This window comes from Acinetobacter portensis, from assembly GCF_023158935.1.
Lineage (GTDB): Bacteria > Pseudomonadota > Gammaproteobacteria > Pseudomonadales > Moraxellaceae > Acinetobacter > Acinetobacter faecalis.
Genome location: NZ_CP096120.1, coordinates 1,594,505 through 1,620,830, shown reverse-complemented (window position 1 = coordinate 1,620,830; position 26,326 = coordinate 1,594,505). Strand labels below are relative to the sequence as shown.

Sequence of the window (26,326 nt, the reverse complement as noted above, 5' to 3'; positions counted from 1 at the left end):
TATTATGGCTGCATTATTAGGTGTGAATATTGATCATGTTGCAACTTTGCGACAAGCACGTGGCACCTCTTATCCAGATCCTGTAAGTGCAGCATTAATTTGTGAGCAAGCGGGTGCAGAAGGTATTACTTTGCATTTGCGTGAAGATCGTCGTCATATTCAAGATGCAGACGTGTATCGCATGCGTAAAGCTTTAAAAACACGTATGAATTTGGAAATAGCAGTAACCGATGAAATGATTGAAATTGCTAAAAATGTAAAGCCACATCATATTTGTTTTGTGCCTGAAAAGCGTGAAGAAGTAACGACTGAAGGTGGTTTAGATGTTGTTGGGCATTTTGAAGATGTAAGAAAAGCTACGCAAGAATTAACAGCAATTGGTTGTGATGTTTCATTATTTATTGATGCTGATTTTGCCCAAATTGATGCAGCCGTTGCTTGTGGTGCACCAACAATTGAAATTCATACAGGTGCGTATGCAGATGCGGAAACACCTGAACAGCAGCAAGCTGAACTTGAGCGCATTGTGAAAGGTGTTGAATATGCTGCTTCAAAAGGCTTGGTTGTAAATGCAGGGCATGGTTTGCATCTTGAAAACGTTACTCCAATTGCTCAAATCCCACAAATTCATGAATTAAATATTGGTCATTCAATTATTGCTGATGCTGTATTTATTGGATTAGCAGAAGCAGTAAAACAAATGAAAGCGGTTATTAAGGCGGCACGTAAGTAAGTTATGTCTACAATTAATTATGATGAACTTATGGAACCCGTGATTGGTTTCTTAGGTTGTAAAACGCCACAGCCTTGGCTAGATGAAGCATTAAATAATTTAGAAATTTTGATGCAAGATCATGCAAATTGTGAGAAAAAAGCAGCAAGTACAGCAATGAACTTGATGTTTCGCTATAACTATTATGTCGATTTACAAGTAAAGCTTGCTCAGCTTGTGCGTGAAGAAATGCTGCATTACGAACAAGTTTTAGGGCTTATGAATAAGCGTGGACAAGTTTGGCAAAATTTAAGCGCAGGGCGGTACGCAGGTGGTTTACGCAAAGAAATTCGTACTTATGAGCCTGAAGCATTGATTGATGTATTGGTAATTGGTGCATTTGTTGAAGCACGTTCATGTGAGCGTTTTTATGCGCTTGCACCGCTTGTAGATGATGAATTAGGACGTTACTACCGTTACTTATTAAAGTCTGAATCTAGACATTATGAAGATTACTTAGCATTGGCTGTGGATGTTGCAAAAACTTCTAAATTGAAAAATCCTGAAGAGGATATTCAACAGCGTATTGAGCACATTCGCGAAGTAGAAAAGAATCTGATTTTAACGCCAGATGAGCTTTTCCGTTTCCATAGCGGTGTACCTGTGAAGGCTGCATAACGTAGTTTGAAGCTGTAAAAAAAATCCCTCTAGATGAGGGATTTTTTATGAATTTATTTATTCAAAACAGAAAAAAGCCCACTTCATAATGAGTGGGCTTTTTAGTATTTGGCTCTCCAACCTGGGCTCGAACCAGGGACCTGCGGATTAACAGTCCGTCGCTCTACCGACTGAGCTATTGGAGAATCTGCATGCGATTATAAGGACATTTCAAAGAGGGTCAAGGGAAAACTGTCATCTTTCTTACATTTTTCATCTGTATGCTTTTTATTTGAACAAAAAATAAAAGAATAAAGAAAAAATGATTGAAGGGCTTGCAAAGAAAAAAATCAATTGGTAGTCTGATATTAACAACAGAGCGTTTGAGCGAAAGCTTAAACAGTGTGGATTTAACCCCAACTTGCCAGCACTAAAATGGCTAAATAGGAGAAAGCGAATGAATACGCTCACTATCCCTCAAATTTTTGCAAACTTCTCTTTTTACAAAGAAAATTACATTTCAATTATCAATAACCCAGATCAATACTACGTGCCTGTGCAAGGTGCTGAAGTACAAATTTGGCCATTAACAGCGCATCAGTTATTTTTAGGCGATTTATTGCAACTTTGGTTTGCTGGTAAATGGACTGTAGATAACAAGAGAAAGCTTCTCATCAACACCATTTTAAGAGATAAAACTTTAGATCAAACTGAACAAGATTTATTTGTTTATGAGATTAAAGGTAGCTCGATTTCAGGTGAGGATAGTTCAACTGCTTGGTCAAGAAGTGAAAATAAGGCGGTTGATATTTCGGTAGGTTCAATTTTTCAATTTTATTGCGTATTTAAAGGGCTTTCACGTCCTATTCAAACTTTTAATAGCGCAGAAAAGCTGAAATCTGCAATTTAATTTCTCATATAATGAGCGCAAATTAGTTCTAATTTAGCGCTCAAAATGAATTGATGATTTTAGTTTTATAATTGAACATGTGTGAAAATTACCGTTATGCGAGTATAAGAATTTCTTTCTTATTTCTCTTTATGCTTAGAGTCTAGACATATAAGTTTTATCAAAAGTATCAAATTTATTTAATATTTTAAGTGAAATATCTTCGCCTGTAATAGATGTTGCAGATGTATGCTGTGAGTTAACAAGAATAATATCTAGATTAAGACAAAGGGTTCGTTTACTTTCAATAACAATAAATTGAGGTGAATGCTTTTTTAGGCATTTTGCGATATATCTTTTTAAGTTCTCTGTTTGATAGACATCTATAATTTGGTAACGCATGAGAGAGGCTTTACAAAAAAAATATAGACACATAATAGAACGTGAAGAATCAAGTATCTACAATTAAAAAGTATCAATATGTACAAAGCTATTATTAAGTTTATAAAAGTATTTTCTGCCCCAATTTTAATATTGAAGCAGTTTAAATTTAACTCAATAAAAATTGTAATTTAAAGATTAAAAATCAATTAATTTTAGATTCACCTAAATGGCGTGAACCTTCTAAAATCATACGAATCATAATCATGGTTTGTTCAGCAACTTCTTTACGTTGCTCCATAGGCATTTCAATAACTTTGGCACCCATATTGAAAACAAGCTGAGTAATCGCATTGGCAACAATTTCAGGATGAGTGAGGTTACTGTTATTTTCTTTTTCTAAACGTACAAGATCATCACGTAATTCTTGTTGGAAATAGTTAAGCTGACGTTCTACTGCTAATTTGTAAGAATTAGAACCTGTATAACCTTCACGTAATAAAAGGCTTAAATTGCCTTCATCTGCATTAAGCTGTTCAATAAAAACTTCTACAGATGTGCGAATAATACTGCTTTGCTTCGATGCTTTTAAACGCGCTTGATGCAAAATTTTACGTAATACACCACCAGAACGTTCAATCAGTTCAATAGCTAATTCATCTATATCTTTAAAATGACGATAAAAACTATTTGGTGCAATGCCTGCTTCACGTGCAACTTCACGCAAACTCAATGATGCAATACTTTTTTGTGGACCAATTAAATTGAGTGCAGCTTGGAAAAGTTCTTCTTTTGTAATTGTTGCTTTACGCCCAACTGTGCGTGCAGGAAGTGTTTCCTGAACATTTTTAGGTTCATGTGAAGTAGCGTCACTGCTTATTTTCATTGATTTTTCAGTCATGTGTTTGGGGGCAAAATAGCTTTAAATCATTATAACCATTACGGCTACACTTTGAAATGATTGGATACAATACAACTGTATATACAAATATATATACATGTGTATAATAATTGAAAATTCAAAGGCGTGGTGAACGAACTATGCATGCAATCGAAAAAACGAAATCTCCTTTATCTGCATTAGTAGATGTGGTGATAGATCCATATTCAGCAAATTTCTGGCTTCAAAAGTTGAATCCTTTATGGTCTGTAAATCAGGCGCTTGGTTCAATTGTTAAAAAAGAAATTATTGCAAATGACACAGTTGCTTTAACGATTGAATTTAATCGTAAATTTAACGTGGGTGAAGCAGGACAGCATCATCCAGTATTTGTTGTTGTAAAAGGAATTCGTTACGAACGCACGTACAGTTTGACGCAAGTAAGTGCTAAAAAAGTGCTACTTGTTGCTAAGAAAGTTGAGAATGGCGTTGCGAGTAATTGGTTGTTAGAACAATCTAAAGTTGGAGATGTTCTGGAGTTTGGTCGCCCTTATGGTGATATGCAACTTCCAGAAAATAATTCACCTTTGATTTTGCTTGCAGCGGGTAGTGGTATCACACCTATGTATAGTTTAATTCAGGCTTTGGTAGCTTCATCTAAAATTAAAAATTTGCCTGTAACATTGTTGTATTGGGTAAAAACTCAAGCAGATGCAGCATTTAAAGCAGAGTTTGAACAATTAGCATCACAGTATGAAAACTTCAGTGTTGCATTTTTCTATACGCAAGATTCTGAATATCCAGCTTCGCGTTTAAACGAATCGCATTTACAAGCTTTAAAAAATATTGAAGAAAGCACTGTATATGCATGTGGACCATCAGGTTTTACGACAAATGTTGAAGCCTTATTTGCTCATGCAAATGCTGTAAAAACAGAAGCTTTTAGTATGAGTCCTGTTGTTTATGATGATGTTGGTTTTGTGAATGTTACGCTAACGCAATCTAATAAAGTCATTGCAATTCCTAAAGGTCAGCCAATTTTATTAGGTTTAGAGCAACAAAATGTTAAGCCTAAACATGGCTGTCGTATGGGTATTTGTAATAAGTGCGCATGCAATAAAGCTGAAGGTTCTACTAAAAATTTAGTAGATGGTTCACAAAATAATGAACCAGGAAATTTACTTAAAATTTGTGTTAACTCGGCACAAACTGACTTAGTTATAGATTTATAAAAGGGGCTATAAATATGAATATGCCAGTCAAATTAGAATATTTTAAAAACCCAAAAAATCGTGAATTAACTCCAGCCGAGCAAGATGAGTTAGCACGTGAACTTGATGCGATTCGCCAAGAAGTTTTAGATGATCTTGGTGAAAAAGATGTTAAATATATTAACCGTGTATATTCAACAGTGAAGTATTCAGAAATTATTGGTCGTGGTTTGTTATTTGCAGGATGGTTTCCACCGGCATGGTTGTTAGGTACAGGTTTACTTGGTTTTTCAAAAATCATGGAAAACATGGAATTAGGACATAACGTCATTCATGGTCAATACGACTGGATGAATGATCCTAAATTCAACGGTACTAAATATGAGTGGGACATTGTTGGTACCGCAGACGATTGGCGTCAAACACATAACTATAAACATCATACTTATACCAATATTAAAGGTATGGATGATGATATTGGCTATGGCGTATTACGTTTATTCCCAGAACAACGCTGGAAAAAAGGCTATTTATTACAGCCTTTATATAGCATTCCATTCTGTTTGCTTTTCCAGTGGGGCGTTGCAATTCAAAACCTTGAAATTGGTAAATATCTGAAAGGGCGTATGACCAAAGAAGAGTTCAAGCAACGTTTTGCACCAATGAAAAAGAAAATCACCAAACAATTAGTGAAAGATTACGTATTTTTCCCTGTAATTGCTGGCCCTGCAGCGTTGCCTGTTTTGGCGGGTAACTGTGTTGCAAATGGTATTCGTAATATTTGGACATTCAGTATTATTTTCTGCGGTCACTTTACAAAAGATGTTGAAGTGTTCTCAAAAGATGTTCTAAAGGATGAAAGTCGCGGTCATTGGTATATGCGTCAAATTCGTGGTTCTTCGAATTTAACAGGTTCAGAAGCATTCCATATTTTGACAGGTCATTTAAGTCACCAAATTGAACATCACTTATATCCTGATATTCCTGCACGTCGTTACCGCCAAATGGCACCAAAAGTACAAGCAGTTTGTGAAAAATATGGTTTGAATTACAACAATGCAAGTTTGGTTAAGCAATACGGAAGTGTGATTAAACGTATTGTGAAATATGCATTTCCATTTAAAAAGTAATAATTGAAAAGCTAAAAAGGCCACTATTGATTAGTGGCTTTTTTTATAGGTATAACTAAGCCAATTCTTTAGCTTTTTCTAATATAGGAAGATGAGTGCTTTTCCCAACATAATAGGAATAGTGCGCCAAATTAAGCATAGCAAGATCTTCATCACTATTTCCATAAGCATAAATATGTTGATATTGGCTTAATTGATATTTTTCTAAAACACGAATTGCTTTTTGTTGAGCGCTACAATCTGCTGAAGAATAGTGCCCTGTATAGTGACTATTAATGATTTCTGTTTCTGTGCAAATTAAGTCAACGCCTAAAGATTCTGCAACGTATTTTAAATAAACATCAACCGTTGCAGAAACCAAAATAACATCATCACCTAAGGCTTGATGTGTACGTAATCTATCCAATAATTCAGAGTTATAATTTGGGGTAATTTGCTGTGCATACTCTTGTGCAATGTTATCTATTTCACTAACTTTGGCATTTTTAAACATGGCATGGAATAGCTTAGGACGCATGGCATGTGCAGGATAAGCCTTTAAGTAATAGGCTTGAATCCAAGGTAGTATTTTAAAACCTTGTTTAATAATATGCCGTTTAGATAAAGCGTAAAAAATGAACCCTGTGAAACTATCTATCGTACACAAGGTTCCATCAAAATCGAATAAGGCTAAATTTTTATACTTTTTGCTTTTCTCATACATGTTTCAAAGCGTCCATTTACGCGAGTTGCGAACCAATTCGTGTTGTAGTCACGGCTTAATTTTGGTCCCGTAATAACAACTTCAGGCATAATTGCATAGATTGGTTCTTTATTTGTTGCTTCTTTATAAAGTTTAGCAACGGCTCTATATGTTGCTGTATCTTCAAATTTCTTTTCTTTTTCTTTCTTTAAATCTGAACGAATTTGGCGTGGCGTAACTAAAATATTATGTTGTGTGAATACATTAATTAGTTCGCGTTCAGACTGACTTTTTGCAGATTTAGGTGAGCCATTTTTATCGTAAAGAAGTAAGTCACCGTCTAAATCCAATTCTGCTGTTGTTAAGTCATTTAGCATACTTTGAAAGGCTGCATTACGGCTTGAGTACATTCCAGAGTTATAGTCTGCGAAGCGGTAGAGTGGCTTGTCGTAATCTGCGGAATACATCATTAATCGATGAATACCATAATATAAGCCACCATATTGGCTGTATAAGTCGGTACGTAAATCTGCAATGCTGCCACTTTTACGTTTATGTTCTTTGGCATAGCTAATATGAACTTGCATAGAACCCAAGGTCGTAATCGGATTCATCTTTTCACCAATATCTTGCCCGACTAATTTCGCTGCACCTGTTAATGCGCTGACATGATAATGCTTAGACATATAGTCGAAAATTTCACGGTACAATTCATCAAGTTGACGTTCTGTTTTAACACGACGCATTTGGCTTAAATAGTTATCTTCAGGGCTAGGCTGATTTTTCAAAACGTCTTGGAAATAACCTGCAATAGGAGCGCCAATGGTATCGCCCAATTTATCTGTAAATTTCTCTTCTAAGCGTTCTTGAACTTCCTTAACTGCTTTTTCACCCAAACCATAAACTTGAGGGTCTGCATGGAAATTAGATTCCTGATCGACCACGGCAATAATGGTACACATGTTTTCTTTGGTTTGTGGAATACCAAATTGTTCGGCAATATCGTAAATATCTTTAGACCAAGAATCTCGATCACTTACTCGATTGGGTAATAATCGTTTTACTTGTTCTTGTTTTAAAGTTGGTTCGTCGCTAGACCACCAAGAGCTATCACCACACGCGGTTAATCCAATAGATAAAGCTAAAACAGATAAAGGTTTAAGCATTGAAAAAACAACTTTTTCTTTCATATTTAGGAAAACTCGTTTAGAGGTGATGAGCCTATAGGGTAGATGAAGTATACTATGCAAGTCGTCAACGTTAAGAATATATATGTATATTGGTCCTTATCAACTGTCAAATAATTTGATTGTCGCTCCTATGGCAGGTGTTACAGATCGTCCATTTAGAACGCTATGCAAGTACTTTGGTGCAGGGCACGCTGTTAGTGAAATGATGACGTCTGATAAGACCTTACGTATGAGTAAGAAAAGCTTATATCGTGCCAACTTTGATGGTGAGCTTGCCCCAATTTCAGCGCAAATTGCAGGTTCAGATCCTGCCGATTTAGCAGAAGCTGCAAGATATCAGGTGGCAAATGGCGCACAAATTGTTGATATTAATATGGGATGTCCTGCTAAAAAAGTATGTAATAAATTAGCTGGTTCTGCACTTTTACAAGATGAAGATTTAGTTGCACGTATTTTAGATACCGTTGTTACCGCAGTTGATGTACCTGTAACGTTAAAAACCCGTTTAGGTTTTTTAAATGGTCATGAAAATATTATGCGCGTTGCCAAACGTGCAGAAGAAGCGGGTATTGCGGCATTGGCTTTGCATGGTCGTACACGTGAAGATATGTATTTAAATACTGCACGTTATTCTTTAATTAAAGATGTGAAAGACATGCTCAGCATTCCTGTGATTGCCAATGGCGACATCGACAGTCCTGAAAAAGCAAAATATGTTTTGGACTATACAGGTGCAGATGCAGTCATGATTGGACGTGCTGCACAAGGTCGACCTTGGATTTTTCGTGAAATAGCACATTATTTACAAACAGGCGAGCACTTGGCTGCACCAAACATTCAAGAAGTAAAAGAGGTTTTACTTGGACATTTAGCAGAACTTTATGAATTTTATGGTGAATATTCAGGATGTCGTATTTCACGTAAACATATTGCGTGGTACACCAAAGGTTTACGCTCAAGTAACGAATTCCGTCAAAATATGTATAAAGTCGAATCGACTGTAGAGCAATATAAAGTTGTTGAAGATTACTTTAATAACCTGCTTATGCATGGTGAAATTATGAGTGATGTTCAAGTAGAACAAGTCAACTTACTTGAAACGAAATAAAGTAAAGAAGCTTCTCATAAGGGAAGCTTTTTTATTGATATTTAATCTACATTTATTTCGAGAACAAGCTGATTAATTAAATCGGTTGCTTCTAATTCACGAATTTGTGCAACATTAGCACCTGCCCAAAATGCGCCATAACCTGAATCGCCTTGTTGACTTGCAGCAGCATGAAGTTGTTTGCCTAAATCATATGTATAAGGATAAGGTGGTACTTGTGGACGAGTAGGCGTATCTACTTCTTTATGCCAATGATTAATTAAACCGCGTGCAGGTCGACCTGAAATGCTTGCCGTAATTTGTGTTAGCGGTTGGTCAAATAAAGCTTTTCGATAGGCATCGTTTGCACTAGAGGTTTTACATTGCACAAAAGCTGTGCCGAGTTGTACTGCATCTGCACCAAAGTTTAAAAACTGCTTGGCTTGATGACCATTCATAATGCCACCTGCGGCAATGACAGGAAGCGTGCAATTTTGTTTTATAAGCTGAACTAAGTCTTCGGTACGGATGGCTGCATCAAAGATTTCATTAAAGATACCTCTATGCCCACCAGCTTCAATACCTTGCGCAATAATAATATCGATTCCTGCTGCTTCAATGGCTTTAGCTTCTGCTAAATTTGTTGCTGAAACTAAAGTGATAATTCCTGCATTTTTTAAAGCTTTAATTTGATGTACGTGTGGAATACCAAAATGGAAACTAACAGCTTTCGGCTTAGTTTCTAAAACTAAATTAAGGAAGTCGTCATTATCTTTAAAGCTTGGATAAATACGATTTAAGCTTGTTGGTACTTCTGCATCTAATTCTTTAAATTTGTCAGCAAAAAGAGCAATCCAGTTTTGTGAAATTTCACTATTTAAATCACGGCTTTCGTGACAGAAAAAATTCACCTGAAAAGGCTTATCTGTTAATTCTTGAGTATGCAAAATTTGCTTTCGAGCAGCATCAACAGTACTTGCTCCCAAACCTAAAGAGCCAAATGCACCTTGATTCGATACTTGAGCCGCTAATTCAGGTGTTGAAACGCCTGCCATTGGGGCAAGGAAAATAGGATGTTGAATTCCTAATGTGTCTAATAAACTCATTTGCATACTCCTTATTGCTTCTTACACTTTGCCCAAGCTAGAAAAATTTGGCAAATAATATTCGTTATTTACTTTATAAATAGAATTAAAAAGAGCAGATGTTTTACATTTCAAGCGACAAGCTCTGTCGTTGTGGAGATGGTTGGACATCGCATTTTTCACATAAATTTTATAATCAACTTTTCTCTTAAATTACATCTCTCATGTCTGATCGTATCCGTGAAAAACTGCAAATTTTAGCCGATGCTGCCAAATATGATGTTTCATGTTCATCGAGTGGTAGTAATCGTAAAAATAAAGATAAAGGTCTGGGCAATACCGGCTCAGGAATTTGTCATAGCTATACAGAAGATGGTCGCTGTGTATCTTTGCTTAAAATTTTATTTTCAAATGTTTGTATTTTCGATTGCGCTTATTGTGTATCACGTCGTTCAAATGATGTGAAAAGGTCAGCATTTACGGTGCAAGAGGTGGTTGATTTAACCATGAACTTTTATCGCCGTAATTATATTGAAGGGCTGTTTTTAAGTTCAGGGATTTTTAAATCCGCAGATTACACCATGGAGCGCATGCTTCAAGTGGTTAAAAAATTGCGTTTAGAAGAAAATTTTAATGGATATATCCATTTAAAAACCATTCCAGGAGCATCTCAGGAAATTATTACAGAAGCTGGTTTATATGTAGATAGAATGAGCATTAATTTAGAAATGCCAACAGAAGCAGGCTTACAAAAATTTGCGCCTGAAAAATCGCATTCAGAAGTGCAAAAAGATTTAGGGATTGTTCGAGATAAACTCATTCAGCTTAAAGAAGATAGGCAAATTATTCGTTCGACACCTAAGTTTGTTCCTGCGGGGCAAACCACGCAAATGGTCGTAGGCGCACATAATGAATCTGATAAAGACATTATTTTAATGGCAGATCATCACTACAAAGCTTTTAAATTAAAGCGCGTTTATTATTCGGGCTATATTCCAATTAATGAGGAAGAAAAAGCATTGCCTGCAATTGGTTCTGCACCACCTTTATTGCGTGAAAATCGCTTATATCAAAGTGATTGGTTAATGCGTTTTTATGGTTTCGATGCCAATGAGCTTGTAGATGATGAACACCCAAATTTAGATTTAGATGTAGACCCAAAATTAAGTTGGGCGCTGAGGAATCCTGAAGCATTTCCTGTAGATATTAACCAAGCAGATTACAAAATGATTTTGCGCGTGCCTGGAATAGGGGTGAAGTCTGCTAAAAAAATTGTAAAAGCGCGCCGTTTTGGCAAAATTTATATTGATCAATTAAAGCGTATGGGTGTTTCTTATAATAGAGCGCAACATTTTATTCGTTGTGCAGATACGCCAAAATTCCAAAAGGAACAACATTCAGCACAAATTCGTAGGCAAATTTTGCAATCTGGACAATCGAAATATACTCAGCAACTTTCACCACAATTAGGCTTTGGTTTTTAATGGCGACGTATTGTTTTGACGGAACATTTACAGGGCTTTTAAGTTGTGTATTTCGTTGTTTTCAATTTAAAGAATTTGATGTGAATGTTACTGCAAATTCTAAAAGCCAAAATGGTTTATTTGATGACTTTATTGAAGTTGCTTCAAATGATGAACATGCACAGCGTGTTTGGCAGGGATTAAAACAAAAAACATCTGCAAATAGTCTAAGAAATTTTTATTACAGTTTTTTGTCGGAAAAAGACGAAGCTTTTCAGCATTGTTTGAATTTCGCAATTTATGTATTTCAGTCGCAAAAACCTATTGATCGAAATTTTGGTCATGTTGATGTTTTAGGGATTTCACAATGGGCAAAACAAGTTGGTCGTGAAAAGCACAGAATGGAAGCTTTTGTTCGTTTTAAAAAGTGTAAAGATGGCTTATTTTTAAGTTTGGTCAGACCAGATTTTAATGTTTTACCACTCATTGAAAAGCATTTTAAATCACGTTATCAAGACCAGAAGTGGCTCATTTATGATGAGCAACGTAAATTTGGTATTTATTATGATTTAGATACTGTGCATCAAATTGAAATGAATGCACATGAAATAGATACGCAATTGAAAGTAGGGCATAGCCAAAATTTTAGTATTGAATTGGATGATGACGAAGTACTTTATGATCAATTGTGGAAAGATTACTTTAATAGCGTGAATATTAAGGCAAGAAAAAATATGAAACTTCATATTCAATATGTACCAAAAAGATATTGGCGCTATATGAATGAAAAGACACTTTAAATAGTTAAAGCCAAATTTTTTAATATATGCATAATGGTGCTTATATTAAAAAATTGAATGTGAGAAAACGAATGAAGCCGTTGCTTTGGACGACTTTAATTGCAAGTATTGTTTTTACAGGCTGTTCTAAAACAGAAGAAGCGAAAACTGTTGTAAATGAAAGCCAATATAAAGTGAAAGATGTTGCGACATTACAAACACGCTTTGAACAATTAAATGGAAAACTTGCTACCGATTTTAAGAAATTTAAACAAACAGAAAGTATGGCTTTTGCACAGCAGCTTCCACTCGATGTAAATAATTTAAAAACATTGAATATGCATTTGGTTGCGAGTACATCTTTAAAACCAACAAAATTGGCATATTGCGATTTAATGAATGGCTACTTTACAGAGATGTATCGTTTAGGACACTACAATCTACAATTGCTAAAAGATGTTAAATTGCCAAATGCAGGAAATGAAAATCTTCAGACAAATTTCTCTTCTTCTGATCAATTTTATGACTTCATTTTGAATCGTTATACGACATATAGACAAGTCCAACAAATAATGGGATATGGCTGTAATTTAAAAGAAGCCTTGAGATAATATAAAGTGCCTAAAAAACCTACTTTCATGTAGGTTTTTTATACTTTTAAGGAATCATAAAAATGAAAAAAGACGATTTTTTCTGCAAAAAATGTGTAGTTAATTTTAAATGATTAGAAATTAGAATATTAAATAATTTAATTGATAAGAAGTCTTAATGAGTCATTGGTCTAAATAAATATAAAAAATAATAGATAGAAGCTATAGAGTAATTAAGGCTATTTTTTAATAAAGAGATATTTAAGTCATTTTATATTGATTTGTTAAAATTAAATTATTGTTTAATATAAAATTATAATTATTATGTGAAAAATGTAGTTGTATTTAGCTTATTATTTTTTGATCAATAAATATTCAAATGACTCTTAATATTGATTGTGAAATGGGCAATGAAAGTTAAGTATATGAAAAAGATATATATTTTATTTATAAATATTAGACTAAAGGTGTATATAGTTGTCTATCTTTGATACTTGCTTTTCTTTAAGATTCCCGAAGTTTTTAGCGGTAATTTTTTGTAGTTTTTGTTTATATTTACTGCAAACATAACTTTTTTAATTTATAGAATTTAAGAGAAGGGCCTCCCATGGATATTCATGTTGATGAGCATGCTCAGCCACCAAAGAAACAAAAGTTTTATCAAATTCTTTATGTGCAAGTAATTTTTGCTATTTTAGCGGGTATTGCATTAGGTCATTTTGCTCCCGATCTTGGTGAAAGCTTAAAACCGTTAGGTGATGCTTTTATTAAACTTGTTAAAATGATTATTGCTCCAGTCATCTTCTTAACGGTATGTACTGGTATTGCTGGTATGACCAATATGGGTTCTGTGGGGCGTGTAACAGGTAAAGCAATGCTTTACTTCATTACTTTCTCTACTTTAGCGCTTATTGTAGGTATGGTTGTAGCCAATATTATTCAACCTGGTAAAGGTTTAAATATTGATCCTGCTCAACTTGCTGGCGATAAAGTCGCAACTTATGTTGAAAAAGCTCACGATGCTTCTATTGTAGACTTCTTCATGAATATCATTCCAAAGACTTTAGTTAGTCCATTGGTTGCTGGTGATATTCTTCAAGTTCTATTTGTAGCTGTATTGTTTGGTTTGGCTATTGCAAGCGTTGGTGAGAAGGGCAAACCTGTTACAGAATTTTTGAATCATTTAACTGTACCTGTATTTAAATTAGTAGGTATGTTAATGAAGTTCGCTCCTATTGGTGCGTTCGGTGCTATGGCATTCACCATTGGTGCTTATGGTATTTCAAGTATTGGTAACTTAATGCTATTAATCGCGACCTTCTACATCACGTCATTATTGTTTGTGAGTGTAATTTTAGGCGCGGTTGCTAAATACAATGGTTTCTCTATTTTTGATTTAATCCGTTATATCAAAGATGAATTATGGCTTGTATTAGGTACATCTTCTTCTGAAGCAGCTTTACCAACTTTAATGAATAAGATGGAAAAAGCAGGTTGTGAAAAGTCTGTTGTAGGTTTGGTTATTCCTACAGGTTATTCATTTAACCTTGATGGTACAAACATCTACATGACAATGGCGGCATTATTCATTGCACAAGCATGTAATATTGATCTTTCATTAGGTGAGCAAATTACATTGTTATTAGTTGCTATGATTAGTTCTAAAGGTGCAGCAGGTGTAACTGGTGCAGGCTTTATTACTCTTGCGGCTACATTATCAGTAGTTCCAGCAGTTCCTGTGGCAGGTATGGCATTGATTCTTGGTATTGACCGTTTCATGTCAGAATGCCGTGCATTAACAAACTTAGTTGGTAATGCGTGTGCGACTATTGTTGTTGCGCGTTGGGATAATGCTTTAGATAAAGAAGTATTAGATGAAACTTTAAAAAAGAAAGCTTAATCTAAGAATTTAAAAAAGCCCTTCGGGGCTTTTTTTTGTGGCTAGAATAAATAAAGATTAAAACTTATATATTGTGGTGATGAAAGATTCTAAAAATTATAAGGAATATCTTTATTGATATAAATATGAGTATATATGCCTATATAACAGGATTTATATTTTAGGATAGTTTTGTGGATGCGATAATTTATAAGGTCAATTTTAAGATTACAGTGGATGATTATATTGATTTGTTATCTACAACAAGTTTAGGTGATAGACGCCCAATAACAAATCGACAATAGACTTCCGTCATAAATCAAAAAACGTACAATTTATTTGATCTTAAATTAATCAGCAAAATTATTTAATCCAAGGGATAATCCTTGGATGAAATTCAAAGATATTCAAAAATTATCAGACGTTAAGTTTCGTAGGCTTACTGGTGTTAGTTGGGCTACATTTAACCTCATGTTGGCCGAGCTAAATAAGGAGTTACCTTGTCATATTGGTAAAGGACGACCACATAAATTACCGTTGGAAGATCGTTTGCTCTTATGTATAGAATATTGGAGAGAATATCGAACATTTTTCCATCTTGGTATGAGTTACGGTGTATCTGAAACGAGTGCAATTCGTATCACACGCGTTATTGAAGATACCTTAATCCGTTCTGGAAAATTTAACTTGCCAAAACAACTTCCTAATCGAGATGAAGTGGATTGGGAAGTTGTTGTGATTGATGCAACTGAAATATTAGTTCAACGTCCAAAAAAAACAGAAGAAATGGTATAGCGGTAAAAAAAAGCGACATACCTTTAAATTTCAGCTATCTATGCACTATACAACAGGTGAAATACTGAGTGTATGTGGAAGTCATGGAAGCATGCATGATTTTAAAATATTTAAAAAAAGCATGAGGAAATTAAAATTTAAGCCCTTTTTTATCGTTGATAAGGGGTATTTAGGGATAAAGAAATTGGGTTTTGGATGCCTCATGCCATCTAAAGCAAAGAAAACTGAAAAACTAGATTCTGAATTAAAAAAGTTAAATAAAGAGATTGGTCGTAGACGAATTCAAGTAGAGCATGTATTTGGAAGGATGAAATGTTTTAAGATTTTATCTTGTGTATATAGAAATCGTCGTAAACGATTAAACCTGCGGTTTAATTTACTTGCTGGCATATACAATTTAGATTGGGTGAAAGATAAACAATTAAATTGATTGAAAAATGATTTATGAAGGAAGTCTAATGTATTGAAGGAATGTTAAAAAACTCGAATCTAATTGTATCGGCTTGGATAGATAGAAAGTTGATAGGGGTATCTAGATCTGTCACAGATTTTTATTAGGCTCTAGACTAGCAGAATAGATATATTAGTCTAGAATCATGATAGAAAACAGTAAATTAAGTCACTATAAGATTAAAAAAATTATTCAGTGCTTTTGCATTGATATTCCTGCTTCTAAAACAGCCTTATTGCTTAACTTGAACCGTAATACCATCAACTATTGGTACATGCTTTTTAGAGAAGCAAGGCGAATTCAAACATGAGGTGCGACAGTTTCAAAAGCCTTATGATAATCAACAAGCTGATCAAATTTCTCTAATGGTGTAAGCCAATCTAACGCTTTTCTAGGGCGAGTATTCAGTGACATGGCAACTTGATTTAAATAATGCTGATCTGCCTGGTTTAAATCAATCCCTTTAGGTAAATATTGCCTAATTAAACCATTCATATTTTCGCATGTGCCTTTCTGCCATGGCGAATGTGGGTCACAGGAATATACATCTATGCCTAAATCTTCTTCGAGGATTTTATGTTCTGACATCTCACGTCCACGGTCATAGGTCAATGTTTTACGCAGTTCTGCGGGTAAATATTTCAGAGCTTCAGTTAAAGCCTTGCGCACTGATTCTGCCTTTGCATCAGGTAATGTTGCCAAGATACAGAGCCGTGTATTTCGTTCAATAAGTGTTGCTATCGAACTTTTATTGTCTTTACCTTTAATTAAATCGGCTTCCCAATGACCCGGTATTTTTCTTTCTTGAACTTCGGTTGGGCGCTCATGAATAGTTTTAATATCCTGTAATATAGAATCTTTTTTAGGTTCACCGTTAGCTTTTCGCTTTTTATTTTCATGACGCAGACAGGATAGTAAGTCTTTTTTCAGCTCACCCTTTGGTAATGCTCGTATCGTTGAATAAATCGTTGTATGGCTTACATTCATTGTTTGATCCAAATCAGGAAATCTCTTTAAACGCTTTGCTATTTGCTGAGGAGACCATAAACAACGGATCGCTTCAACAATAAATTTCCAGAGGATTGAATCGATTTTGAGTTTTCTGTGACCACGTCTACGTCTAGCGAAGGTGTTATCAGAAGCATATTGAGCTTGATAAACGTCATTGATGCTATTTCTTTTAAGCTCACGATAGATCGTACTAGGATGTCTTTTAATGAGTTCAGCAAATTTTCTGGGTGAAAAGCCTTCTTTTCTTGACTCAAGCATTAATGCAGTACGATCTTCAAAGTTAAGATGATGGTATGACAATTTTATATACTCCATAAACCCTTTAAATTAATTAGGTGGTTTATGTCGCACTTCAAGTTTTACTCTGCCCAATCTACGATCATCAAACAGATTTAAGAGCAAAGTTTGTAGGTTCTATTGAAGTTGATGAGAGCTATTTTGGAGCAAAAAGACAACGTGGTTTTCATGGGAAATTGAAGCGAGGTCGAGGTACTTTAAAACAACCTGTATTTGGAATATTTGAAAGGAATGGTCGAGTTTATACAGAAATAGTCCCTGATTGTAAAAAGACTACATTACAACAAGTTATCTTAGGTAAAGTTGCACTTGAAAGTGTAATTTATAGTGATGGTTGGCGTGGATACAATGGTTTGGTAGATGTTGGTTACTCAAAGCATTTTAGAGTAAATCATGGAGCGAATGAATTTGCCAGAGGACAATGTCATATAAATGGAATAGAATCATTCTGGAGCTTTTGTAAAAGAAGGCTAGCAAAGTTCAACGGTATATCAAAAGAGTATTTTGATTATCATCTTAAAGAAACAGAATGGCGTTGGATGAGGGAGCCTAATGAGCTAGCAACAGAGTTGTGGGACCTCATTAGGTAAAACTAAGTGCAAATCTGCTAGTCTAGAGCCTTTATTATTGTTGTTATTTATCGGATTTAGCTGTTTCTGAGCATTTTCAGAAATATGGTATCGGCAAAAAATTAATTGATTTAACCATGGAACAGTTACAATCTAATTGTAATCTTATTTTATTCGCTGCACCCCAAGCTACAGGTTATTACCCAAAAGTTGGTTTTACTCAGCATCTAAGTGCATGGATTAAAAATAAGAATTAAAAAAAGCCCATCATAAGATAGGCTTTTAATAATTTAGCTTTTTAAATTAACAACCAGTTAGTTGCTCATGTTTTGGTTTTTCATTTGGGAAGAAAATAGGGCGAAGTTTTACACCAACACTATTACCAATGAAAGCAAAAACAAGCCATAACCAACCGTGCAAGCTGCCAGAAGCAATACCACTGAAGTACGCACCAATGTTACAGCCATATGCTAAACGAGCGCCATAACCTAACAATAATCCGCCTACAATTGCAGCAACTAATGAACGCTTAGGAATATTGAAATTAGGTGCAAATTTACCTGCAAGGCTTGCTGCAAATAAAGCACCAATCATAATGCCAAAGTTCATCATTGAGGTAATATCAAACCATAAAGATTCTGCTAAAGCTTTAGCATTCCCTGGTTGTTGCCAATATGCCCAAGATGCAACATCAACACCTACAAAACTTGCAGATTTAGCAGCCCAAACAGCAAGTGCAGAAGTTACCCCCCAAGGACGACCAGCAAGTGCTAGCGTTGCGAAGTTAAGCAAGGTAAGAATAATACCGCCCCAAATGAGTGGCCAAGGTCCACGAATAAAACGCTTCCAACCTTGGTATTCACTTCTAGGTTCAATTTCAAGTGAACCATGACGTTTTTTCTCAGCAAAAACTGTAATGGCAGCAATCAAGGCAAAAAGTACAAAATTGATGAACAGAGCAGGTGCGACACCTAAGCTAGATACAAGTGAAATAGGTGCTAAATGTGGAAGATTAAACCACCAATCAATATGCGAAGTTGCAATTAAAGAACCTAAACAGAAGAAAACAAGTGTCACGATCATACGCGCGCTACCGCCACCAACTGTATAAAGCGTACCTGAAGCACACCCACCGCCTAATTGCATACCAATACCAAAAATAAAGGCACCAATCATCACAGACATAGAGACAGGGCTAACATTGCCTTTTACAGGATTACCAAATAATTCACCTGCACCTAAAGCAGGGAAAAATAGTAAAACGGCAAGGCTAAGCATGATCATTTGAGCACGTAGCCCACGACCACGACGTTCTTTAATAAAAACACGCCAGCTAGATGTAAAACCAAAAGAGGCATGATACAAAGTCATACCGAGTGCGCCACCAATCAAAAACAAAAGTGCTTGATTTGTGCTGACAACTTGATAAGTACCTAAAGTACCAAGAATTAATAAAATAAAGGCCACCCAAACCGATACATTTGAACGGTTTGCAGGTGCTGCAATAATAGACATGGGAGAAATAGTAAAACTAACAATAGTGTGACTATTTTAAAGTATTTAAAATAATAAGAAGTTGGAAAAAGCTTAGAAATATGAATTAATGCTGAATATAATTGATTTAATAAATCAATTATATTCATATGTGAATTTTTGGTTAAAACGTACTTACATTAAAAAATGAGCCAATGAAGCTTGCAAATGCCATCGCAATAACACCCCATATGGTCACACGTAAACTGCCACGAATAATAGACGTGCCTGCAAAGTAACTTGAAACTGCACCTAGAATTGCTAAAGATAATACGCCTACAATCATTACTGTTTTACCAACGAAGCCTTCGGGGCTTAGTAATATGGCAAACATAGGAAATAATGCACCCAAAGAAAAGGCAAGGGCAGAAGAACCCGCAGCTTGTAATGGATTGGCTGATGTATTTTCATGAATCCCAATTTCATCACGTGCATGTGCTTCAAGTGCATTATGAGCAGTAAGTTGGACTGCAACTTCGTGCGCTAAATCTGGCTGTAAGCCACGTAAAACATAAATATGAGTCAGTTCTTTGAGTTCTAAATCTGGATTTTTTTCTAATTCATTACGTTCTGTATGTAAATCTGCTTCTTCAATATCTACTTGAGATTTCACAGAAATATATTCACCCGCAGCCATGGAGCTTGCACCAGAAATTAAACCTGCCACACAAGTAATTAATAAAGTTTGTGTAGATGCACCACTTGCAGCCATCCCCATAATTAAGCTGGTTACCGAAATAATTCCATCATTTGCACCTAAAACAGAAGCACGTAACCAGCCTGCACGTTGAATAAGGTGTTTTTCTTGATGATGTGAATAATACATTTATAGCGCTCTTATATTTAATTTTGGGTTAACCATAGCGAATGTATGATTGATTAATCAAGTGAATTACATCGGTAAATACAAAGAAGCCCCAATTATATTGAGGCTTCTTTGTATTATTTTTAAATATTTAAAAAATTATTGCTCGGCTTTTTCTTTAACATCAGCTGCGCCTTTTTCAACTGCACCTGCAACATGTGCAGTTGCATCTTTTACAGCTGCTTTGGCATCAGCAGCAGCTGCTTGTGTTTTAGCGGCAGCTTCATCAGCAGCTTCGTTAATTTTTGCAGTAGCAGTATCTGTTGCAGCTTTAGTTTCAGATGCAGCATGATCAGTTGCTGTAGCAATATCATGTGTTGCTTGAGATGCAGCATTTTCTAAATGTTCACCTGTAGTTGCACCCGTTTCAGGTGCTTTATCTTTGTTACAACCCACAAGTGCAACAGTAGCAACAAGACCTAAAGCAATAAATAACTTATTCATTCTGATTTTCCTTTTGTTATCCCCAAATGCGGGTTAGTTCAAAATATAATCTATTTTTCTGATATATAAATATTCATTATTGTTTATGAAATGTAATTTTTTTATAAAAACTTCTGTGAAAAAAAAGGCTTAGCATCTTTCGATGCTAAACCTTTTTTTGTGATTTTTCGCTTATCTAACGACTTAGTTACCACTACGAATAATATAATCAAAAGCAGATAACGAAGCTTTAGCACCTTCACCTGTCGCAATAATGATTTGCTTGTACGGAACAGTTGTACAGTCACCAGCAGCAAATACACCTTTTACATTGGTTTCATTACGCTCGTTAATTACAATCTCACCGCGGTTTGAAAGTTCAACATCTGTTTCTTTTAAGAAATCTGTATTTGGTAATAAACCAATTTGTACAAAAATTCCTGCAAGTTCGACAGTGTGTTCAACATCAGTTGCACGGTCTTTGTATTTAAGTGCAGTCACTTGTGAACCATCACCAACAACTTCAGTAGATAACGCATTTTTAATTACAGTTGTGTTTGGCAAGCTGTTCAATTTGTCTTGAAGTACTTGGTCAGCACGAAGTTTTGTATCAAACTCAACAAGCGTTACATGCTCAACAATACCTGCAAGGTCAATTGCTGCTTCTACACCAGAGTTACCACCACCGATCACTGCAACACGCTTGCCTTTAAACAATGGACCATCACAGTGTGGGCAGTATGCAACACCACGTGTACGGTATTCTTGCTCACCTGGAACGTTCATTTCTCTCCAACGCGCACCTGTTGAAAGGATGACAGTTTTAGATTCTAGTTTTGCACCATTTTCTAAAGTCACTTCAACAAGACCATTTGCTGTTGCATCTGCACCTTTAATGTCAGATACACGTTGCAAATTCATAATGTCTACACCGTACTCACGAACGTGTGCTTCCATTTCAGCAGCAAACTTAGGACCTTGTGTTTTTTGGATAGAAGTAAAGTTCTCAATATCCATAGTATCCATCACCTGACCGCCCATGCGCTCAGCTACGATACCTGTTTTAATCCCTTTACGTGCTGCATAGATAGCAGATGTATTACCTGCAGGACCACCGCCAATTACAAGTACATCAAATGCTTCTTTGGCATTTAATTTTTCAGCATCTTTTGCAGCAGAGTTTGTATCTAACTTAGCAATGATTTCTTCAAGTGTCATACGACCTTGACCAATGTGTTCACCATTTTGGAATAACATTGGAACAGCCATAATTTTGCGTTCTTCAACTTCTTCTTGGAAGAATGCACCATCAATCATGGTAGCTGTAGTGCCAGGGTTGTTAATGGCAATTAAGTTCAATGCTTGAACAACGTCAGGGCAGTTATGGCAGCTTAAAGATACGAATACGTCGAAGTTAGCTTTAATGCCTAAGCCTTTAATTTGAGCAAGAACTTCATCAGATACTTTTGGTGCATAACCTGAAACTTGTAACAATGCCAAAATCAAAGATGTGAACTCATGACCCATTGGTAAACCTGCGAAGTTTACACGTGGTTGTTCACCTACTTTTGCAATACCAAAACTTGGCGCACGAGAGTTAGTACCGTCAAAACGAGCAGTCACTAAACTAGAAAGCTCTGCAATTTCTGAAACAAGCTCTTTAATTTTGTCTGATTTATCAGAACCATTTAAAGTTGCAACAATTTCAATTGGGCTTTCAAGGCGTTCAAGAAGTGTTTTTAATTGAGCTGAAGTATTTTGATCTAACATTGCTAACGTCTCCAAAGGAGTAAATGTTTATTTGATGAGAGAATCATAGAACAAACTATTAAATTGAGGAAACAGTTTGTTTTTATCCTGATAATCGGTTTTTTGGATTAAAATGCAAAATAGTACAATTAATCAACAGTATATTCGTGTATAGCTTCATGTAAGAATGGGGTAGAAAAGGTAAATTTCAAGTAATACTGAGCATTTAAAGTGAAAAAAGTATGAATTTTATGAAAATAATAATAATCTGATTAAGGTAATGAATCTTGTAAATAGAGAGTATTAAGCGTGAGTTTAAAGAAAGGAATTTATCAGCATTATAAAGGCAACCTGTACCAAGTATTTAATGTGGCAACGCATAGTGAAACACGAGAGCAAGTCGTTGTTTATCAATGTTTATATGGTGATTACTCTATGTGGGTGCGACCATTAACTATGTTTACTGAAACCATTACAACAGCAGATGATCGTGAAATTGAACGCTTTAAGTTAATTCAAGAAACGGAATAATTAAAAGAACATTAAGTGAAAAGGAATGTAAATGAGCTTGGAATTCTTAGCAAAAATAGATGTGTTGTATCAACATTTTCAAGCACATGATCAAGCATATTCGGATCGTTTAAGTCGTTATCGAAATATTGAACCTGAATCTGCAGAATTGTTAAATGTTTTAATTCGGACACAACAATCTAAGCGCATTCTAGAAATTGGCACATCTACAGGCTATTCCACTTTATGGCTGGCGCATGCGGCAGAATCAACTTCAGCAAAAATTACTACTTTGGAAATTGATGCTGAAAGGTCGGAGCTTGCACATCAAAATGCAGTCGATTTTTCACTTGATCGTTTTGTTGAGTTTTTAGTTTCTGATGCACAAGATTATTTGCGTCAAACCACAGAAAAGTTCGACTTTATTTTGTTGGATGCAGAACGTGATGCATATTGTGATTATTGGAATTACTTACCGCAAATCTTAAAAGAAAAAGGCGGTTTGCTTGTTGTAGATAATGTGGTTTCACATGAATCTGAAGTGAATGATTTTTTAAATTTAGTCCGTGATAATCCAAAATTTAGTACAACAATTTTGCCTATTGGTGCGGGACTATTTTTAGTGACATATAACTAATTGATAAAAAGCATCGTTAAAGAAAAGCCATCAATTTTAGCATTGATCGCTTTTTTATTTATTGCATAGAAACACGTTTGAAGCTGAGGTCATATTCTAAATATCTATGAACAAATGATGCTTTATCGTCAGATCGAACTAAATTATTGTAAATAAATTCAGGAACTGGATGGAACAAATCGGCACGTCCATTGTTGTAAAAAATTTTTAAATATCTAGATGTGGCATTGTATTTGTAAAAAGTAACAGCGATTGTTTTTTCCATAAGCAACCTCGTTATTATCATGTTTTATGTTGTGTTAAAACTTTATTGTTGTTTATAAATAAGTTTTATTTATGTATATCATAATTGTGGAATGAATCAACGTATAAATGTAAGATTTTTATTTATTTTTTGAATAATGAATGAAATGCTTAACAATAAAAAACCACGCTAAAAGCGTGGTTTTTTGAATCAGTACGATCTAATTAAAATTAGATTTTACCAACTAAGTCGATTGAAGGAGCAAGAGTTGCGTCGCCTTCTTTCCATTTAGCAGGGCATACTTCACCTGGGTGAGCATGTACGTATTGAGCTGCTTTAACTTTACGAAGAAGTTCTTGAGCGTCACGACCAATACCACCAGCGTTGATTTCAACGATTTGGATTTTACCTTCAGGATCGATAACGAAAGTACCACGGTCAGCAAGACCAGCAGATTCAATTAATACGTCGAAGTTTTTAGCAAGTGTCCAGTTAGCATCACCAACCATTACATATTCGATTTTTTTGATTTCGTCAGAAGAATCGTGCCATGCTTTATGAGTGAAGTGAGTGTCAGTAGAAACTGAGTAGATTTCAACGCCTAATTTTTTGAATTCAGCGTAGTTGTCTGCAAGGTCACCAAGTTCAGTTGGGCAAACAAAAGTAAAGTCAGCTGGGTAGAAGAATACTACAGACCATTTGCCTTTAAGATCAGCTTCAGTAACTTCAATGAATTGACCATTTTGGAATGCTGTTGTTTTGAACGGTTTAACTTCAGTATTAATTAAGCTCATCATTGTCTCCATGATTGAGGTGAGTCTTGGTTTTCCATAAGATTATAGAAATTTTTAGCCTTGCTGAAACAGTATTTTTACATAACTAAAATCGGAAAAACCGAATTGAAAGATTTTACTGTTTCTACAAGTAGATATTTCTTATCATTTAACAGAACATATATGATGCTGATATGACAAGAATCTTCATTTATGCTTGTTATTAAAGATGGAGCCGTAGCAACTAAAAATCAAGGGCAAAAATTAAAATAATTTCGTAAATTTTATAGTTCATTATTTAAGTAACCTGAGTTCGATATAAAAAAGAGTAGAAAAAAAGCCCTGTTTTTGTAACATATTGGTTCTCAAGACAAAATGTTATAAAACAAGGCTTCTCAATGGATCATATTACCGAATTATTTTGTATTTTGGATGATTTCTGCAAAAAATTTAATGAATCTTTAGAGAAAGCTTTAATTTCTAATCAAAAAACCAGGTTGAAAAAGTCAGCTTTAAGCTTGTCTGAAGCAATGACCATTGTCATTTTATTTCATCAATCCGGTTTTAGATTCTTCAAATATTTTTATTGCCAAATGATCGTTCCATTCTGGAAATCTGCTTTTCCTAAACTGCTTAGCTACAACCGATTTATTGAAATCATGCCCCGTTGTTTGCAAGCTCTGAGTAGTTTCTTCCATCAGGTGAAAGGAAAAGATACGGGAATCAGTATCATTGACTCCACTAAATTGGTAGTTTGCCATAATCTTCGGATTAAAAGGCATCGTGTATTTAAAGGCTTGGCCGGTCGTGGAAAAAGTAGCACGGGTTGGTTTTATGGTTTTAAATTACATCTCGTTATCAATAATTTAGGTGAAATTATTAATCTCAAGCTGACATCGGGAAATGTTCATGATGTTGCTATATTAGAATCTTTAACTCAAGAATTAAAAGGGATCCTACTCGGAGACAAAGGCTATTTGAGCAAAGCAAAAGCCGAAGCTTTAGCAGCAAGAGGACTGAAAATATTGACCCCATCACGTCGGAATATGAAAAATAAACCCATCCAAACTGAAGAAGAAAAACAATTACTTTGCAGAAGAGGATTGATCGAAACAGTGAATGATCAATTAAAAAATTTACATCAACTTGAACATTCACGTCATCGTTCGGTAAATAACTTCATGGTGAATATCATGGCTGCTGTAGTGGCTTATTGTTTGAACCCCAATAAGCCAACTTTCCAAAATATGCTAAAAGGTTAAGTGGATTTCATCGAACTCAGGTTAAGTAATAATTGATATTACTTAATTTTTATTCCAAGTGAGAGATACGTAAAACATGAAAAATAATGTATTAATAGTTGGTTTGATGGTTGTTGTAATTCAAACATCTGTAAAGGCTGAAAGCATAAATTTTGAAGATTATCCTGTTCAAAATACCCAAGATGTTTTCGCAAAGAACATTATTTTGAAAGGTAAAAATCAAAAATATAGAACCTTACTTACTGAGCTTTCAAAGCAGGAAATAAATTTTGCAGGTCATTATGTTTTAGATTCTTTTGGTTGTGGTGGCGGTTGTCAGGTGCTTGCAACATATAATGCTAAAACGGGTTATGGCTTTTTACATCCACAAAACTTTTCAGATTGTTATAGTCAAACTCATGGTTTTATAAGCAGAGATTATGAGTTTCAAAATAATAGTCGCTTGTTGGTTGTAACAGGAAGTCGAAGTTCAAAGCCTTATCAATGTGAAAAAGTCTATTATTTTGTGCATGAAAATAGCTTTAAGGAAATTGCACAGCATTGGATTTATAAAAGTAATTAATTCTCCAAAATGAAACTTTTAAAATTTATT

General features: G+C 35.1%; 27 protein-coding genes, 1 tRNA gene and 4 pseudogenes. 19 read left to right on the top strand and 13 right to left on the bottom strand.

Annotated elements, in window-relative coordinates; translation table 11 throughout:
* The first annotated feature begins 4 nt into the window (after nt 1–4).
* Together pdxJ and MZO21_RS08120 are read left to right on the top strand one after the other, a co-directional pair.
* A complete protein-coding gene (gene pdxJ, locus MZO21_RS08125) occupies nt 5–733 on the top strand; it encodes a pyridoxine 5'-phosphate synthase (RefSeq protein WP_248103334.1) in 729 nt (242 codons plus the stop codon).
* A gap of 3 nt (nt 734–736) precedes the next feature.
* On the top strand, nt 737–1,390 hold the full coding sequence (locus MZO21_RS08120; RefSeq protein ID WP_248103332.1) for a tRNA-(ms[2]io[6]A)-hydroxylase: 654 nt from the start codon (nt 737–739) through the stop codon (nt 1,388–1,390).
* Nucleotides 1,391–1,499: 109 nt separating this feature from the next.
* On the opposite strand, the gene MZO21_RS08115 is transcribed toward MZO21_RS08120, so the two are convergent.
* Nucleotides 1,500–1,575, bottom strand: a tRNA-Asn gene (locus MZO21_RS08115).
* A gap of 251 nt (nt 1,576–1,826) precedes the next feature.
* Here MZO21_RS08115 and MZO21_RS08110 point away from each other — a divergent pair.
* Nucleotides 1,827–2,279 carry a hypothetical protein gene (locus MZO21_RS08110; protein ID WP_248103329.1) on the top strand — a complete coding sequence of 151 codons (453 nt, stop codon included), beginning with the start codon at nt 1,827–1,829 and terminating at the stop codon, nt 2,277–2,279.
* Nucleotides 2,280–2,414: 135 nt separating this feature from the next.
* Here the strand turns inward: MZO21_RS08110 and MZO21_RS08105 are convergent, their stop codons facing one another.
* Nucleotides 2,415–2,660, bottom strand: coding sequence for a hypothetical protein (locus tag MZO21_RS08105; protein WP_154773445.1), 246 nt, complete (start codon nt 2,658–2,660; stop codon nt 2,415–2,417).
* A gap of 184 nt (nt 2,661–2,844) precedes the next feature.
* On the bottom strand, nt 2,845–3,525 hold the full coding sequence (gene fabR / locus MZO21_RS08100) for an HTH-type transcriptional repressor FabR (RefSeq protein ID WP_248103326.1): 681 nt from the start codon (nt 3,523–3,525) through the stop codon (nt 2,845–2,847).
* A gap of 155 nt (nt 3,526–3,680) precedes the next feature.
* Here fabR and MZO21_RS08095 point away from each other — a divergent pair, with 155 nt between their 5' ends.
* Nucleotides 3,681–4,751 (top strand): flavin reductase family protein, encoded by a 1,071-nt coding sequence (locus MZO21_RS08095; protein ID WP_248103323.1) that lies wholly within the window; start codon nt 3,681–3,683, stop codon nt 4,749–4,751.
* A 14-nt stretch (nt 4,752–4,765) separates the two neighbouring features.
* Nucleotides 4,766–5,860, top strand: a complete 1,095-nt coding sequence (locus MZO21_RS08090) for a fatty acid desaturase family protein (RefSeq protein WP_248103320.1) — start codon at nt 4,766–4,768, stop codon at nt 5,858–5,860.
* A 55-nt stretch (nt 5,861–5,915) separates the two neighbouring features.
* Here the strand turns inward: MZO21_RS08090 and MZO21_RS08085 are convergent, their stop codons facing one another.
* Nucleotides 5,916–6,563: an HAD family hydrolase gene (locus tag MZO21_RS08085; protein WP_248103317.1), complete on the bottom strand. Its 648-nt coding sequence runs from the start codon at nt 6,561–6,563 to the stop codon at nt 5,916–5,918.
* Nucleotides 6,530–7,732: a DUF1615 family protein gene (locus MZO21_RS08080; RefSeq protein WP_154773450.1), complete on the bottom strand. Its 1,203-nt coding sequence runs from the start codon at nt 7,730–7,732 to the stop codon at nt 6,530–6,532. Before MZO21_RS08080 ends, MZO21_RS08085 begins: the two co-directional genes overlap by 34 nt.
* A gap of 82 nt (nt 7,733–7,814) precedes the next feature.
* On the opposite strand from MZO21_RS08080, the gene dusB reads away from it, so the two are divergent.
* Entirely contained in the window at nt 7,815–8,840 is a 1,026-nt protein-coding gene (gene dusB / locus MZO21_RS08075; RefSeq protein ID WP_154773451.1) for a tRNA dihydrouridine synthase DusB, read from the top strand.
* Between the two features lie 41 nt (nt 8,841–8,881).
* Here the strand turns inward: dusB and MZO21_RS08070 are convergent, their stop codons facing one another.
* The gene (locus MZO21_RS08070; RefSeq protein WP_154773452.1) at nt 8,882–9,925 is read right to left on the bottom strand and encodes an NAD(P)H-dependent flavin oxidoreductase; all 1,044 of its coding nucleotides are present in this window, start codon (nt 9,923–9,925) and stop codon (nt 8,882–8,884) included.
* Nucleotides 9,926–10,128: 203 nt separating this feature from the next.
* Between MZO21_RS08070 and MZO21_RS08065 the strand changes: the two genes are divergently transcribed.
* The 7 genes and pseudogenes from MZO21_RS08065 to MZO21_RS08035 form a co-directional block, all read left to right on the top strand.
* Nucleotides 10,129–11,388, top strand: a complete 1,260-nt coding sequence (locus MZO21_RS08065; RefSeq protein ID WP_248103314.1) for a putative DNA modification/repair radical SAM protein — start codon at nt 10,129–10,131, stop codon at nt 11,386–11,388.
* On the top strand, nt 11,388–12,167 hold the full coding sequence (locus tag MZO21_RS08060; RefSeq protein WP_248103311.1) for a TIGR03915 family putative DNA repair protein: 780 nt from the start codon (nt 11,388–11,390) through the stop codon (nt 12,165–12,167). Before MZO21_RS08065 ends, MZO21_RS08060 begins: the two co-directional genes overlap by 1 nt.
* A gap of 71 nt (nt 12,168–12,238) precedes the next feature.
* A complete protein-coding gene (locus MZO21_RS08055) occupies nt 12,239–12,757 on the top strand; it encodes a hypothetical protein (protein ID WP_154773455.1) in 519 nt (172 codons plus the stop codon).
* Between the two features lie 586 nt (nt 12,758–13,343).
* Complete coding sequence (locus tag MZO21_RS08050) at nt 13,344–14,636, top strand: dicarboxylate/amino acid:cation symporter (protein ID WP_248103309.1); 1,293 nt, start codon at nt 13,344–13,346, stop codon at nt 14,634–14,636.
* A 369-nt stretch (nt 14,637–15,005) separates the two neighbouring features.
* Nucleotides 15,006–15,410, top strand: a complete 405-nt coding sequence (locus MZO21_RS08045) for a transposase family protein (RefSeq protein ID WP_152872730.1) — start codon at nt 15,006–15,008, stop codon at nt 15,408–15,410.
* A 37-nt stretch (nt 15,411–15,447) separates the two neighbouring features.
* Nucleotides 15,448–15,840 (top strand): annotated as a pseudogene (locus MZO21_RS08040) (transposase family protein); the annotation flags it as partial.
* A gap of 166 nt (nt 15,841–16,006) precedes the next feature.
* A pseudogene (locus MZO21_RS08035) lies at nt 16,007–16,150 on the top strand (IS1595 family transposase); the annotation flags it as partial.
* An 11-nt stretch (nt 16,151–16,161) separates the two neighbouring features.
* Here MZO21_RS08035 and MZO21_RS08030 read toward each other — a convergent pair.
* On the bottom strand, nt 16,162–17,187 hold the full coding sequence (locus tag MZO21_RS08030; RefSeq protein WP_432613349.1) for an IS30-like element ISAba125 family transposase: 1,026 nt from the start codon (nt 17,185–17,187) through the stop codon (nt 16,162–16,164).
* Between the two features lie 56 nt (nt 17,188–17,243).
* Here MZO21_RS08030 and MZO21_RS08025 point away from each other — a divergent pair.
* Both MZO21_RS08025 and MZO21_RS08020 read left to right on the top strand, forming a co-directional pair.
* Nucleotides 17,244–17,759 (top strand): annotated as a pseudogene (locus MZO21_RS08025) (IS1595 family transposase); the annotation flags it as partial.
* Between the two features lie 50 nt (nt 17,760–17,809).
* A pseudogene (locus MZO21_RS08020) lies at nt 17,810–17,995 on the top strand (GNAT family N-acetyltransferase); the annotation flags it as partial.
* 46 nt (nt 17,996–18,041) lie between these two features.
* Here the strand turns inward: MZO21_RS08020 and MZO21_RS08015 are convergent.
* The 4 genes from MZO21_RS08015 to ahpF all read right to left on the bottom strand — a co-directional run bounded on the left by MZO21_RS08015 (nt 18,042) and on the right by ahpF (nt 22,329).
* Entirely contained in the window at nt 18,042–19,253 is a 1,212-nt protein-coding gene (locus tag MZO21_RS08015) for a YeeE/YedE family protein (protein WP_248104116.1), read from the bottom strand.
* Between the two features lie 142 nt (nt 19,254–19,395).
* Nucleotides 19,396–20,097: a VIT1/CCC1 transporter family protein gene (locus MZO21_RS08010; protein ID WP_154773669.1), complete on the bottom strand. Its 702-nt coding sequence runs from the start codon at nt 20,095–20,097 to the stop codon at nt 19,396–19,398.
* A gap of 138 nt (nt 20,098–20,235) precedes the next feature.
* On the bottom strand, nt 20,236–20,580 hold the full coding sequence (locus MZO21_RS08005; RefSeq protein ID WP_154773668.1) for a hypothetical protein: 345 nt from the start codon (nt 20,578–20,580) through the stop codon (nt 20,236–20,238).
* Nucleotides 20,581–20,763: 183 nt separating this feature from the next.
* Entirely contained in the window at nt 20,764–22,329 is a 1,566-nt protein-coding gene (gene ahpF, locus MZO21_RS08000; protein ID WP_248109648.1) for an alkyl hydroperoxide reductase subunit F, read from the bottom strand.
* 288 nt (nt 22,330–22,617) lie between these two features.
* Between ahpF and MZO21_RS07995 the strand changes: the two genes are divergently transcribed.
* Nucleotides 22,618–22,839 carry a DUF1653 domain-containing protein gene (locus MZO21_RS07995; protein WP_152874403.1) on the top strand — a complete coding sequence of 74 codons (222 nt, stop codon included), beginning with the start codon at nt 22,618–22,620 and terminating at the stop codon, nt 22,837–22,839.
* Nucleotides 22,840–22,870: 31 nt separating this feature from the next.
* Nucleotides 22,871–23,455 (top strand): O-methyltransferase, encoded by a 585-nt coding sequence (locus tag MZO21_RS07990; RefSeq protein WP_248104122.1) that lies wholly within the window; start codon nt 22,871–22,873, stop codon nt 23,453–23,455.
* A 58-nt stretch (nt 23,456–23,513) separates the two neighbouring features.
* On the opposite strand, the gene MZO21_RS07985 is transcribed toward MZO21_RS07990, so the two are convergent.
* Nucleotides 23,514–23,720 carry a KTSC domain-containing protein gene (locus MZO21_RS07985; protein WP_248104125.1) on the bottom strand — a complete coding sequence of 69 codons (207 nt, stop codon included), beginning with the start codon at nt 23,718–23,720 and terminating at the stop codon, nt 23,514–23,516.
* A gap of 209 nt (nt 23,721–23,929) precedes the next feature.
* Nucleotides 23,930–24,493 (bottom strand): alkyl hydroperoxide reductase subunit C, encoded by a 564-nt coding sequence (ahpC, locus tag MZO21_RS07980; protein ID WP_154773664.1) that lies wholly within the window; start codon nt 24,491–24,493, stop codon nt 23,930–23,932.
* A 377-nt stretch (nt 24,494–24,870) separates the two neighbouring features.
* Here ahpC and MZO21_RS07975 point away from each other — a divergent pair, with 377 nt between their 5' ends.
* Nucleotides 24,871–25,734, top strand: coding sequence for an IS982 family transposase (locus tag MZO21_RS07975; protein WP_004679438.1), 864 nt, complete (start codon nt 24,871–24,873; stop codon nt 25,732–25,734).
* Nucleotides 25,735–25,810: 76 nt separating this feature from the next.
* Nucleotides 25,811–26,296: a hypothetical protein gene (locus MZO21_RS07970; protein ID WP_248104134.1), complete on the top strand. Its 486-nt coding sequence runs from the start codon at nt 25,811–25,813 to the stop codon at nt 26,294–26,296.
* The last annotated feature ends 30 nt before the right edge of the window (nt 26,297–26,326 follow it).